The sequence below is a fragment of the Streptomyces deserti genome (genome assembly GCF_054782695.1).
This window is the reverse complement of record NZ_BAAGRZ010000001.1, coordinates 1,248,948-1,260,965: the sequence shown is the minus strand read 5'-3', so window position 1 is coordinate 1,260,965 and position 12,018 is coordinate 1,248,948. Positions and strand designations below refer to the sequence as shown.

At 70.2% G+C, this 12,018-nt stretch carries 14 protein-coding genes, 1 tRNA gene, 1 pseudogene and 1 riboswitch; of the genes and pseudogenes, 10 read left to right on the top strand and 6 right to left on the bottom strand.

Annotated elements, in window-relative coordinates:
- Window positions 1–140: 140 nt before the first annotated feature.
- A complete protein-coding gene (locus tag ACYVMZ_RS05720; RefSeq protein ID WP_461076047.1) occupies window positions 141–596 on the bottom strand; it encodes a type II toxin-antitoxin system PemK/MazF family toxin in 456 nt (151 codons plus the stop codon).
- Between the two features lie 214 nt (window positions 597–810).
- Here ACYVMZ_RS05720 and ACYVMZ_RS05715 point away from each other — a divergent pair, with 214 nt between their 5' ends.
- Window positions 811–1,563, top strand: coding sequence for an MBL fold metallo-hydrolase (locus ACYVMZ_RS05715; protein WP_461076045.1), 753 nt, complete (start codon window positions 811–813; stop codon window positions 1,561–1,563).
- Between the two features lie 64 nt (window positions 1,564–1,627).
- Here the strand turns inward: ACYVMZ_RS05715 and ACYVMZ_RS05710 are convergent, their stop codons facing one another.
- Together ACYVMZ_RS05710 and ACYVMZ_RS05705 are read right to left on the bottom strand one after the other, a co-directional pair.
- Window positions 1,628–2,890: a PTS transporter subunit EIIC gene (locus ACYVMZ_RS05710; protein WP_461076043.1), complete on the bottom strand. Its 1,263-nt coding sequence runs from the start codon at window positions 2,888–2,890 to the stop codon at window positions 1,628–1,630.
- A gap of 214 nt (window positions 2,891–3,104) precedes the next feature.
- Window positions 3,105–3,300, bottom strand: a pseudogene (locus ACYVMZ_RS05705) (PTS transporter subunit EIIC); the annotation flags it as partial.
- 187 nt (window positions 3,301–3,487) lie between these two features.
- Between ACYVMZ_RS05705 and ACYVMZ_RS05700 the strand changes: the two are divergent.
- The 4 genes from ACYVMZ_RS05700 to rdgB all read left to right on the top strand — a co-directional run bounded on the left by ACYVMZ_RS05700 (window position 3,488) and on the right by rdgB (window position 5,752).
- On the top strand, window positions 3,488–3,721 hold the full coding sequence (locus tag ACYVMZ_RS05700) for a PTS glucose/sucrose transporter subunit IIB (RefSeq protein WP_365825347.1): 234 nt from the start codon (window positions 3,488–3,490) through the stop codon (window positions 3,719–3,721).
- A 98-nt stretch (window positions 3,722–3,819) separates the two neighbouring features.
- A complete protein-coding gene (rph, locus tag ACYVMZ_RS05695; RefSeq protein WP_461076040.1) occupies window positions 3,820–4,557 on the top strand; it encodes a ribonuclease PH in 738 nt (245 codons plus the stop codon).
- Window positions 4,558–4,716: 159 nt separating this feature from the next.
- Entirely contained in the window at window positions 4,717–5,115 is a 399-nt protein-coding gene (locus tag ACYVMZ_RS05690; RefSeq protein ID WP_461076038.1) for a hypothetical protein, read from the top strand.
- 34 nt (window positions 5,116–5,149) lie between these two features.
- The gene (rdgB, locus tag ACYVMZ_RS05685; protein ID WP_461076036.1) at window positions 5,150–5,752 is read left to right on the top strand and encodes an RdgB/HAM1 family non-canonical purine NTP pyrophosphatase; all 603 of its coding nucleotides are present in this window, start codon (window positions 5,150–5,152) and stop codon (window positions 5,750–5,752) included.
- Window positions 5,753–5,764: 12 nt separating this feature from the next.
- Here the strand turns inward: rdgB and ACYVMZ_RS05680 are convergent.
- Together ACYVMZ_RS05680 and bcp are read right to left on the bottom strand one after the other, a co-directional pair.
- A tRNA-Leu gene (locus ACYVMZ_RS05680) sits at window positions 5,765–5,851 on the bottom strand.
- A gap of 39 nt (window positions 5,852–5,890) precedes the next feature.
- Complete coding sequence (gene bcp, locus ACYVMZ_RS05675) at window positions 5,891–6,358, bottom strand: thioredoxin-dependent thiol peroxidase (RefSeq protein ID WP_461076034.1); 468 nt, start codon at window positions 6,356–6,358, stop codon at window positions 5,891–5,893.
- Window positions 6,359–6,452: 94 nt separating this feature from the next.
- Here bcp and ACYVMZ_RS05670 point away from each other — a divergent pair, with 94 nt between their 5' ends.
- From ACYVMZ_RS05670 to ACYVMZ_RS05660, 3 genes are all read left to right on the top strand, one after another.
- The gene (locus tag ACYVMZ_RS05670) at window positions 6,453–6,782 is read left to right on the top strand and encodes a DUF3618 domain-containing protein (RefSeq protein ID WP_461076032.1); all 330 of its coding nucleotides are present in this window, start codon (window positions 6,453–6,455) and stop codon (window positions 6,780–6,782) included.
- Window positions 6,783–6,874: 92 nt separating this feature from the next.
- Complete coding sequence (locus tag ACYVMZ_RS05665; RefSeq protein ID WP_189941586.1) at window positions 6,875–7,177, top strand: GroES family chaperonin; 303 nt, start codon at window positions 6,875–6,877, stop codon at window positions 7,175–7,177.
- Between the two features lie 56 nt (window positions 7,178–7,233).
- A riboswitch (guanidine-III (ykkC-III) riboswitch) is annotated at window positions 7,234–7,296 on the top strand.
- Between the two features lie 31 nt (window positions 7,297–7,327).
- A complete protein-coding gene (locus ACYVMZ_RS05660; protein ID WP_461076030.1) occupies window positions 7,328–7,648 on the top strand; it encodes a DMT family transporter in 321 nt (106 codons plus the stop codon).
- A gap of 27 nt (window positions 7,649–7,675) precedes the next feature.
- Here the strand turns inward: ACYVMZ_RS05660 and ACYVMZ_RS05655 are convergent, their stop codons facing one another.
- Window positions 7,676–10,063 (bottom strand): transglycosylase domain-containing protein, encoded by a 2,388-nt coding sequence (locus ACYVMZ_RS05655; protein ID WP_461076028.1) that lies wholly within the window; start codon window positions 10,061–10,063, stop codon window positions 7,676–7,678.
- Window positions 10,064–10,266: 203 nt separating this feature from the next.
- On the opposite strand from ACYVMZ_RS05655, the gene ACYVMZ_RS05650 reads away from it, so the two are divergent.
- The gene (locus tag ACYVMZ_RS05650; protein ID WP_461076026.1) at window positions 10,267–11,067 is read left to right on the top strand and encodes an ABC transporter permease; all 801 of its coding nucleotides are present in this window, start codon (window positions 10,267–10,269) and stop codon (window positions 11,065–11,067) included.
- 100 nt (window positions 11,068–11,167) lie between these two features.
- On the top strand, window positions 11,168–12,007 hold the full coding sequence (locus tag ACYVMZ_RS05645) for an ABC transporter permease (RefSeq protein ID WP_461076024.1): 840 nt from the start codon (window positions 11,168–11,170) through the stop codon (window positions 12,005–12,007).
- Window positions 12,008–12,018 lie beyond the last annotated feature (11 nt).

Genomic DNA, 12,018 nt, shown 5'->3' with positions numbered 1-12,018 from the left:
GACCTGATGACCTGATGGCCGCATGAGGGAGGGACCGGAGCCCGGGCTCCGGTCCCTTTGTCGTGCGATCGGGTCCGACTGTCGTGCGAACGGGGCCGATGTCGTGCGAAGGGGTCCGACTGTCGTGTGAAGGAGCCCGTTCACCCCGCCAGGTACCGCACCTGGTCCCACAGCACCGGGTCCACCACCCCCACCCGGCGCCGGAACCCCCACACCGGCACCTCACGCAGCTCGTCCGTCTCCAGGAAGCTCGCCCGCCCCTGCGCGTCCCCCACCGCCCCCGGCGGCAGCGGAATCACCCCGGCCCGCTCGTCCCGGAACCGTGTCGTGATCTTCGCGACGGTCGCCCGCTCGCCGCGCACCGCCAGCACCAGACAGGGCCGGTCCTTCGCCCGCCCGCCCTCGTCCTCGTGGGGAACGTCCGCCCACCAGATCTCCGCCGGTTGCGGCCACCCGGTCCCCGGGGCGGGCTCGCGCCCCAGCATCCGCGCCCGCCCCTCCAGCGACCGCCGTCCCCGGCCCCACCCGTCGACGAGCGTGGCGACGAGCGCGAGGAGCACCACCGCCGCCAGCGCCAACCACCAGGACGTGTCCATACCGACGACGGTACCGGCGCACAGTCGCGCCCGCGCGCCCTCTCACGGGTCCCACACGCCCCGCTTCCATCCGAACCGGTGACACCACAGGTGAGTTCGCCCACAACGGCGCCTGGTCGAGGAGCGACCAAAGGTTTTGCGCCTTACGCTCGACGCACCGCACGACCCCCGACGCCCCTCTCAGACATTTCCCGCCAGCGGAGGTTTCTGCTTCATGAAGCTCACCGTCGTCGGCTGCTCGGGGTCGTTCCCGTCCGCGGAATCGGCCTGCTCGAGCTACCTCGTCGAGGCCGACGGCTTCCGGCTGCTCCTCGACATGGGCAACGGCGCCCTTGGCGAGCTGCAGCGCCACTGCGGTCTCTACGACCTCGACGCGATCTTCCTCAGCCATCTGCACGCCGATCACTGCATCGACATGTGCGCGTACTTCGTGGCGCGCTACTACCGGCACGACGGCGGCCGCTGCGCTCCGCTCCCCGTCTTCGGACCCGAGGGCACCGAGCACCGGCTGACCACCGCCTACGCCGACACCCCCTCGGCCTCCTCCATGAGCGAGGTCTTCGACTTCCACACGGTCAAGCCGGGCACCTTCGAGATCGGCCCGTTCACCGTGCACACCGAGCGTGTGGCGCACCCCGTCGAGGCGTACGGCATCCGCATCGAGCACGGCGGGAAGGTGCTGACGTACTCCGGCGACACGGGCGTCAGCCCGGCGCTGGACGAACTCGCCCGGGACGCCGACCTGTTCCTGTGCGAGGCCGCGTTCACGCACGGCAAGGAGGACATCCCCGACCTGCACCTCAACGGCCGCGAGGCGGGCGAGACGGCGGCCCGGGCCCATGCCCGGCGCCTGGTCCTCACCCACATCCCCCCGTGGACCGACCCCCAGATCAACCTCGCCGACGCCCGCGCGGTCTACCACGGCCCGGTGGAGCTGGCGGCGCCGCGACAGACGTACGAGATCTAGAGCCCGGACAGAGCAGTGGGCCACGGGCGGCACCGCCCGTGGCCCACGGCACATCTCACGAGGCCTACTTGGCCTCCGCCTTCTGCAGTTCCGCCAGTTCCTCGTCGGACTCGCGGCCCGGCGTCGGCAGGTTGAACTTAGTGATCGCGAAGCGGAAGACCACGTAGTAGACCGCCGCGAAGCACAGGCCGACCAGGGCCAGGCCCCACGGGTTGGTCGCGATGCCGAGGTTCAGGAAGAAGTCGACCGCGCCGGCCGAGAAGCCGAAGCCGTCCTTCATGCCGAGCGCCCAGGTCAGGGCCATCGACACACCGGTCAGCACCGCGTGGATCGCGTACAGCACCGGGGCGATGAACATGAACGTGAACTCGATCGGCTCGGTGACGCCCGTGACGAACGAGGTCAGCGCGAGGGAGAACATCATGCCGCCGACGACCTTGCGGCGCTCGGGGCGGGCGCAGTGCACGATGGCCAGGCAGGCGGCCGGCAGCGCGAACATCATGATCGGGAAGAAGCCGGTCATGAACTGTCCGGCGGTCGGGTCACCGGCCAGGAAGCGGGCGATGTCACCGCTCTTGCCCTCGTACTCGCCGGCCTGGAACCAGGGGAAGGAGTTCAGCAGGTGGTGCATGCCGATCGGGATCAGCGCCCGGTTGGCGACACCGAAGATGCCCGCGCCGACGGCGCCCGAGCCGACCAGCCACTCACCGAAGTTGTGCAGGCCCGTGCCGAGGACCGGCCAGATGTAGCCGAACACGATGCCGATGACCAGGCCCGCGAAGGCCGACAGGATCGGCACCAGACGGCGGCCGCCGAAGAAGCCCGCCCAGTCCGGCAGCTTGGTCCGGTAGAAGCGCTGGTAGAGCAGGGCGACCACGAGGCCCATCACCACACCGCCGAGGACCTTGGCGTCCACCGGGGCGTCCACCATGACGACCTTGCCGTCGACGACCTCGGCGACCTTCGGCAGGTTCTTGTCGGTGAAGGTGGCGAGGACGTTCTTGAAGACCAGGTAGCCGACCACGGCGGCGAGCGCGGTGGAGCCGTCGGACTTCTTCGCGAAGCCGATGGCGATGCCGACTGCGAAGAGCAGGGGCATGTTGTCGAGGATCGCGTTGCCGCCCGCCGTCATGAAGCCGGCGATCTTGGTGATGAACTCCGGGAACGAGTCACGCCCCAGCATGTCGGCGTTGCCGAGGCGGACCAGGAGCGCCGCCGCGGGCAGCACGGCGACCGGCAGCATTAGGCTGCGGCCGATGCGCTGCAGGACCGCCATGAGGCCGGCGCCCTTCTTCTGCGCGGCGGGCGCCGCGCTGGCCGTGGACATCAACTTCCTCCAGTGGGCAAGGCGCCGCCCGGGGGACAGGAGTGGGACGGCGGCGTCTCAGGGGGCGCGGCCTGTCACCCGGCCGCATGGTCTACACCACTGAGTGGTGTAGACCATGTGTAGCACGATGAAGGGGAGATAAGGAACCCGCGATTCCCGTGACCGCGCCGCCGCCCTGCGTCACACCTTCGTGACACCGGAAGGCCGCTTAAGAGAAGACCGCTTCATGCGCGACAGCAAAGCACAGGCCGATCGGATGATCGCCCAGGGTCCAGTCGATGACGTAGTCGATCAACCCCGCCGAGAAGCTGAACCCGTCGTGCACGCCCAGCCTCCGTCACCGCCATCGGCACACCCGTCAGCACCGCGTGCACCGCGTGCAGCGCCGGCCCGATGAACAGGAACAGGTGTCGGTCTCCCTTTGTCGGTCTCCTTTGCCGGTCCCCTTTGTCGGGAGACAGGCTTGTGGTGTAGACCAGTCGACGGACGGTTCCGCTGTCGTGACGCCATCATTCGGTACGTACGACATGACCGCTCGCAAAGATGGGACAACTGTGGGTTACTGCGACAAAGCGGTTCGGATCAGGGAGAACGAACATGGCCAGCAAGGCTGAGAAGATCGTTGCCGGGCTCGGCGGCATCGACAACATCGAAGAGGTCGAGGGCTGCATCACGCGCCTGCGCACCGAGGTCGTGGACCCCGGCAAGGTCGACGAGGCCGCCCTGAAGGCCGCGGGCGCGCACGGCGTCGTCAAGATGGGCAGCGCGATCCAGGTCGTCATCGGTACCGACGCCGACCCGATCGCGGCGGAGATCGAAGACATGATGTGAAGCGCGGGGACCATCCCCGGCTTCACCCCTGAGGGCCCCCGGCGGCCCCTCCCCACCGCGGGAGGGGCCCCTTCCGTATATACGGCTAGGCTCAACGCATGTCTCGAATCGACGGCCGCACCCCCGAACAGCTCCGCCCGGTCACCATCGAACGCGGCTGGAGCAAGCACGCCGAGGGCTCCGTCCTCGTCTCCTTCGGCGACACGAAGGTCCTCTGCACCGCCTCCGTCACCGAAGGCGTCCCGCGCTGGCGCAAGGGCAGCGGCGAGGGCTGGGTCACCGCGGAGTACGCGATGCTGCCCCGCGCCACCAACACCCGCGGCGACCGCGAGTCCGTCAAGGGCAAGATCGGCGGCCGGACCCACGAAATCAGCCGCCTCATCGGCCGCTCCCTGCGCGCGGTCATCGACTACAAGGCGCTCGGCGAGACCACCATCGTCCTCGACTGCGACGTCCTCCAGGCCGACGGCGGCACCCGCACCGCCGCCATCACCGGCGCGTACGTCGCCCTCGCCGACGCCGTCGGCTGGGCCCAGGCCAAGAAGCTGATCAAGCCCGGCCGCCAGCCCATCACGGGCACGGTCAGCGCGGTCTCGGTCGGCATCGTCGGCGGTGTCCCCCTCCTCGACCTCTGCTACGAGGAGGACGTCAAGGCCGACACCGACATGAACGTCGTCTGCACCGGCGACGGCCGCTTCGTCGAGGTCCAGGGCACCGCCGAGGCCGAGCCCTTCGCCCGCGAGGAACTCAACGCCCTGCTCGACCTGGCCGTCGCCGGCTGCACGGAACTGGCCACCCTCCAGCGCAAGGCGCTTGATACCGTCCTGCAACGGTAAAGAAGGCGAAGGAAGGTAAAGGGCGCGCCAAAGGCAGCCGGCCGGCGGGGGCAACCGCGCCGGGCGCCGTCGCGTCTGAAGAAGTACGGGCGCACGGCTCATCCCTGTGCGCCCGGCCAGCGACAAGGGCCCAGCGCCCATCGGAGGAGGGACCGTTCCATGGCCGCGAGCCGCCGACGCCGCACCGCAGCCGTCGCCGCCACCCTGGCGGCGGTCGCGCTGACCGCCGGACTGACCACCGGCTGCGACGCCGTCGACAAGGCGCTGGACTGCGTCCAGACCGCCGACGCCATCGCCGACAGCGTCACGGACCTCCAGCAGGCCGTGGAGAACGCCGCCAACGACCCGGCGCAGCTCGACGAGTCCCTCGACTCCATCGACAAGAACCTGGACAAGATCGGCGACAAGACCGACAACACCGACGTTGACAAGGCGGTGGACAACCTCGGTCAGGCCGTCGACAACGTCCGTACGGCGATCAAGAACGGCGACGAGACGCCCGACATCAGCCCGGTCACGGACGCGGCCGGCGAACTGACCAAGGTCTGCACGCCGTAACGGCCGGTCCCGGCCCCCGGCGATACTGGGGGCCATGACCCGCTTGATCCTCGCCACCCGCAACGCCGGAAAGATCACCGAGCTGAAGGCGATCCTCGCCGAGGCCGGCCTGCCCCACGACCTCGTCGGCGCCGACGCCTACCCCGACGTCCCCGACGTCAAGGAAACAGGCGTGACCTTCGCCGAGAACGCCCTCCTGAAGGCCCACGCCTTGGCCCGGGCCACCGGCCTGCCCGCCGTCGCCGACGACTCCGGACTGTGCGTCGACGTCCTCGGCGGCGCCCCCGGCATCTTCTCCGCCCGCTGGTCCGGCCGCCACGGCGACGACCAGGCCAACCTGGAACTCCTGCTCGCCCAGCTCTCGGACATCGCCGACGAACACCGAGGCGCCCACTTCGCCTGCGCGGCGGCCCTCGCCCTGCCCGACGGCACGGAGCGGGTGGTCGAGGGGCAGCTGCGGGGCGTACTACGTCGCGAGCCGGTCGGCACGAACGGCTTCGGCTACGACCCGATCCTCCAGCCCGAGGGCGAGACACGGACCTGCGCCGAGCTGAGCCCCGAGGAGAAGAACGCGATCAGCCATCGGGGGAAGGCGTTCCGGGCGCTCGTCCCGGTGGTGCGGGACCTGCTCGGCTGAAGCGCTGAGGACTGGTGCGGCCGGAGGGACTCGAACCCTCACGGGAGTTACCCCACTGGGACCTAAACCCAGCGTGACTGCCAATTCCACCACGGCCGCCCGACACTGCCCGGCCATGCTACTGGTCGGGCGGCGTCCTCAGATGCCCAGATCCTTGATGATCTTGGCCACGTGGCCGGTCGCCTTGACGTTGTACAGGGCCCGCTCGACCTTGCCCGCCTCGTCGACGATCACCGTGGAGCGGATCACGCCGACGACCGTCTTGCCGTACAGCTTCTTCTCGCCGAAGGCGCCGTAGGCCTCCAGGACCTTCTTGTCGGGGTCGGCGAGCAGGGTGACCTTGAGGGACTCCTTGTCGCGGAACTTGGCGAGTTTCTCCGGCTTGTCGGGGGAGATGCCGACGACCTCGTAGCCGGCGCCGGCCAGCAGCTCCAGGTTGTCCGTGAAGTCGCAGGCCTGCTTGGTGCAGCCAGGGGTGAGGGCGGCGGGGTAGAAGTAGACGATGACCTTGCGGCCCTGGTAGTCCGACAGGGACACCTCGGTGCCGTCGGCGTCGGGCAGGGTGAAGGCGGGGGCAACATCCCCCGGCTGGAGTCGCTCGCTCATCGGACCAGCGTAACCGGGGGTCCTGACAGTGCGGTGCGGCAAGGAGCTGACAGACTGTCCGACAACAGGCACAACGGACTTCGGAGGCGACACGGTGGCGGACACGGCGGACACCAGAACCCCGGCGCAGATCGAGGCGGACATCAGGCGCCGCCGAGCGGTGCTGGCCGAGACGCTCGACGAGATCGGGGTGCGGGTGCACCCGAAGACGATCGTGGGCGACGCCAAGGCCAAGGTCGTCTCGAATGTCGATCACACCCTTGGGCGGGCCTACGTCCAGGCCAACCGCATGGTGAGCGAGGTGAAGGCACAGTTCGTCGACGAGCAGGGCGCGCCCCGGCTGGAGCGGGTCGTGCCCGCGGCGCTCCTGGTCGTCGGGGTCGTCGGGCTGCTCACCCTGAGCACCCGGCGGCGCAAGGGCTGACCCGCCCGCGTACGTTTGCGGCGAAGACAGGTAGGTTTCAGGGCGTGAGCGCCAACAGAAACGACACCCATCACGACAAGCTGCCCATCCGGATGCTGCACGACCGCGTCCTCGTGCGCCAGGACACCAGCGAGGGCGAGCGGCGTTCCGGCGGCGGCATTCTGATCCCCGCCACGGCGGCGGTCGGCCGTCGGCTGGCCTGGGCCGAGGTCGTCGCGGTGGGGCAGAACGTACGGACGGTGGAGCCGGGCGACCGGGTGCTGTTCGACCCGGAGGACCGGGCCGAGGTCGAGGTGCGGGGCATCGCGTACGTGCTGATGCGCGAGCGCGATCTGCACGCCGTCGCCGCGGACCGGTTCGAGGGCTCCGAGGACTCCACCGGCCTGTACCTGTAGATCGACGGTCGAGGGGGCCGGTGACCATCGTCACCGGCCCCCTTTCCCGTCCCTTTTGCTACCTTCGAAGGAACCCGACGAGACGCGCCGTACCGGGGTGAAGGCAAGGACGACGCACCACCGTCAGTTCGTCTTCACGGAGGTGCCGTCATGGCCTGGGTCCTGCTCGTCGTCGCCGGTCTGCTGGAGGTCGGCTGGTCGATCGGCATGAAGTACACCGACGGTTTCACCCGGCCGCTGCCCAGCGTGCTCACCGGCGCCGGCATCGTCGCGAGCATGCTGCTGCTGTCCCACGCCGCCCGAACCCTGCCCATCGGCACCGCCTACGGCGTGTGGGTCGGGATCGGGGCGGCCGGGGCGGCGGTGCTCGGCATGGTGGTGCTGGGGGAGCCGGTGACCGCCGCCCGGATCTTCTTCGTGTGCCTGCTGCTGGTCGCCGTGGTGGGGCTGAAGGCGACCTCCGGTCACTGACCGGTCAGCGGTGCGTCACCCGCCGCGTCACTCCCGGCGGGCCGTCTGCGGGGCCACCCCCGCCGTCGTACCCCCGGTCGACCCGCCCGGCGGGCCTCCCGTGGTGCCGCCGTCGGTGGTGTCGCCGCCGCCCGACGTGTCGCCGGTGTCGCCGCCGCCCGTCGTCGTCCCGCCGTCGGTCGTGGGGGTGCCGCCGGTCGTGCCGGTCGTGGTGCCGCCGTCGGTCTGACCGCCGGTGGTCGGACCCGGCGTCTGCCGGTCCGGCGAGCTCGGGGTCTGGGCCGGCGTCTGGCTTCCGGTCTCCTGCCCGCCGGTCGTCGTGCCGCCGTCGGTCCCGTCGGTGGTGGGGTCGGTCGGGGGCGGGGTGCTGGGCGCCTGCGTCTGGTCGGCGCCCGCCTGGAGCTGGAGGTCGAAGTCGGTGACCGGCTCGCCCTCGAGGGCGTCCCGGGTGAACTGGCCCCAGATCTCGGCGGGTGCCCCGCCGCCGTTGACGCGGTCCAGGCCCATCGCGCCGTACAGTGGCTTCTGCGCGGCCGTGACCGGGTCCTGGCCCATGACGGCGACCACCGTGGCGAGCTCGGGCGTGTAGCCGGCGAACCAGGCGGCCTTGTCCTCCTCCGCCGTGCCGGTCTTGCCCGCCGCCGGGCGGCCCGCGGCCTGGGCGGCGGTGGCGGTGCCGTTCTGGACCACGCTCTGCAGCACGGAGGTCGTGGTGTCGGCGGCCTCGCGGCTGACGGCCTGCCGGGTCCGCCGCTCGGGCAGCTCGACCGGCGTGCCCTCCTTGGTGACCTTCTCGACCATCGTGTACGTGCCGTGCTTGCCGTGGTTGGCGAGCGTGGCGTACGCCTCCGCCATGTCCAGGACGCTGGCGGTGGCCACGCCGAGCGCGATGGACGGGGACGGGGTCAGCTCGGGAGTGGTCTCGGGCAGGCCCAGGTCGATCGCGGTGCGCATGACCTTGTCGGAGCCCACGTCCACGGCCATCTGCGCGTACACCGAGTTGACGGACTTGTCCGTCGCCTCGCGGACCGTGATGTCCCCGTAGGAGCGCTGGTCCTCGTTCTCGGGGTCGTACGTGCCGCCGCTCCAGCCCTGCACCGGCCGCTTGTTGGTGCCGTCGTAGATCGTGTTCGGGGTGATCACGCGGCCGTCCTGCGTCTGCGAGTGGTTCTCGACGGCCGCGGTGAACACGAACGGCTTGAAGGTGGAGCCGACCTGGAAGTCCCGGCGGGTGGCGTTGGGGGTGTACTGCTTGACGTAGTCGATGCCGTTGTACATCGCCACGACCTTGCCGGTCTTGGGGTCGACGGAGGCGCCGCCCGCGCGGACGTACGTGTCCACCTTGCGGTTCTTCCTGTCGAGCTTGTCCATCAGCTTGTCGTTGACGGCGTTGACGAAGGCGTCCTGCTTGCTCTTTTGCAGGGTGGTGGTGATGCGGTAGCCGCCCGCGTCGAGCGAGTCCTTGTCGACGATCTTGTTCTGGACGAGGTAGTCCTCGACGATGCGGACGATGTAGCCGCGCTGCCCGGACATGCCGGTGGAGCCGGCGGACTCCTTCGGCACCGGGAACTTCATGCCGGCCCGCTTCGACTCGCTGAGCCAGCCCTTCTTCACCATGCCGTCCAGGACGTAGTTCCAGCGGGCCTCGACGGCCCTGCGGTTCTCCGGGTGGACGACGACGTCGTACTCGCTGGGCGCGTTGACCAGCGCGGCCAGGTAGGCGGCGCGGGCCGGGTCGAGGTCGGCGGCGTCCATGCCGTAGTAGGCCTGCGCGGCGGCCTGGATGCCGTAGGCGTTGCGGCCGAAGAAGCTGGTGTTGAGGTAGCCCTCGAGGATCTCGTCCTTGGTCTTCTCGCGGTCCAGCTTGATCGAGATGAAGAACTCCTTCACCTTGCGGGTGACGGTCTGCTCCTGGCGCAGGTAGTAGTTCTTCACGTACTGCTGGGTGATCGTGGAGCCGGACTGCTTGCCCTTGCCGGTGGCGGTGTTCCAGGCGGCGCGCAGCATCGCCTTGGGGTCGACGGCGGACTCGGTGTAGAAGTCGCGGTCCTCCGCGGCCAGGATCGCGTGCTGGGCGTCCTTGGAGATCTGGGCGAGGGTGACGTTCTCCCGGTTGACCTCGCCGTCGCGGGCGATGACGGAGCCGTCCGCGTACAGGTAGACGTTCGCCTGCTTGGTGGCGAGCGCGTTCGCGGGCGGGATCTTCACCAGCGAGTAGCCGAGGAAGAACCCGCCGACCATCAGCAGGGCGACGACGACGGTGGTGCCCAGCACCATCCGCCAGGTCGGGATCAGCCGGCGCCAGCCGGCGCGCCCGGGTTTCCCGTTGCTCGGACCCCCCGGGGCGTCGGCCGCACGCGGCTCTCTCTGTGCCCAGCCCGGGTTCGGCTGCTGCGGCTGCGGCTCGTCGCTCATCTCGTGCACGGACTCCTGTTTCGCGTCGTACGTTCCCGTACGCCCTCGTACGCCTTCTGCGCCCCCTGTGAAGACTCTCGCACCGTGCGTTCCGTTCCCGACGACCGGCACACCCGGGAAAATCCGTGGCAGACCCTGTCATCCGCGGACTAGGCTCCTGCGCTTCGGTGCCGGTGGACGCCGACGGATGGAGGGCTGTGGGTGTGGGCTCGGGACGGTTGTACGCGGCCGTCGCGGCGGGGGGCTTCAGACGGTACGCGACGTATCGGGCGGCCACGGTCGCCGGGGTGTTCACCAACACCGTCTTCGGCCTGATCCTCGTCTACACGTACCAGGCGCTGTGGGACGAAAGACCGCAGCTCGGGGGGTACGACCAGGCGCAGGCCGTCACCTATGTGTGGATCGGGCAGGCGCTGTTCAAGACGCTGGGCATCAGCGGGGGCGGCTTCGAGGACGAACTGATGGAGCGCATCCGTACGGGTGATGTCGCGACCGACCTGTACCGGCCCGCCGATCTGCAACTGTGGTGGATGGCGACCGACGGGGGCCGGGCCCTGTTCGAGCTGTTCGGCCGCGGCGTGGTGCCCTTCGTGTTCGGTGCGCTGTTCTTCGAGCTGGCGCTGCCCGGCGACGTGCTGACATGGGTGGCGTTCGCGGTGGCCGTGACGCTGGCCTGGGTGGTGGGCTTCGCCATCCGGTTCCTGGTGGCGCTGTCGGCGTTCTGGCTGATCGACGGCACCGGGGTGGTGCAGATGTCCTGGCTGGTGGGGTGGTTCTGCTCGGGGATGCTGCTGCCGCTGAACGTCTTCCCGGGCGCCCTCGGCGAGGTCGTACGGGCCCTGCCCTGGTCGTCGATCCTGCAGGCGCCCGCCGACGTGCTGCTCGGCGAGGCCGATCCGCTGGGCACGTACGCCTTCCAGGCGGCCTGGGCGGTGGCACTGCTGGCGGCCGGGCGGGCCCTGCAGTCCGTGGCGACGCGGCGGGTGGTGGTCCAGGGTGGGTGAGACGGGGGCTGTGCGGGAGGGCGGTCGCGTGGGGGAGCCCGGCCGTGCGGGGGAGTCCGGCCGTGTGGGGGAGGACGCACGTGGGCCGGAGTCCGGCCGTGTGGGGGAGGACGCACGTGGGCCGGAGTTCGGTCGTGTGCGGGAGGGCCTGCGCGCCTACGGCCTGATCGTCGCGATGTGGATCCGTTCCACGATGGCCTACCGCGCTTCCTTCGTCATGACCACGTTCGGGAACTTCGCCGCGACCGCGCTCGACTTCGTCGCGGTCCTGGTGATGTTCTCCAGCGTCGACGCGCTCGGCGGCTACTCCCTGCCCGAGATCGCCTTCCTGTACGGCCTGTCCAGCGTCGCCTTCGGCCTCGCCGATCTGGCGATCGGCTCGATGGACCGGCTGGGCCGCCGGGTGCGCGACGGCACGCTGGACACGCTGCTGGTGCGCCCGGCGCCGGTGCTCGCGCAGGTCGCCGCCGACCGGTTCGGGCTGCGCCGCCTGGGCCGGGTCACACAGGGGGCGCTGGTGCTGGGCTACGCACTGACGTCGCTGGACATCGCCTGGACCCCGCAGAAGCTGCTGCTCATGCCGGTGATGGTGCTCAGCGGCGGGGCGATCTTCTGCGCGGTGTTCGTGGCGGGCGCGGCCTTCCAGTTCGTGGCGCAGGACGCGGCGGAGGTGCAGAACGCGTTCACGTACGGGGGCACGACGCTGCTGCAGTACCCGCCGACGGTGTTCGCGCAGGAGCTGGTGCGCGGGGTGACGTTCGTGCTGCCGCTGGCCTTCGTCAACTGGGTGCCCGCGAGTCATGTGCTGGGGCGGCCGTATCCGCTGCGGCTGCCGGAGTGGGTGGCGTTCACGCCGCCGCTGGTGGCGGCCGTGTGCTGCGCGCTGGCGGGGGTGGCGTGGCGGGCGGGGCTTCGGTCGTATCGGAGTACGGGGAGTTAGGGGCTGGTGAT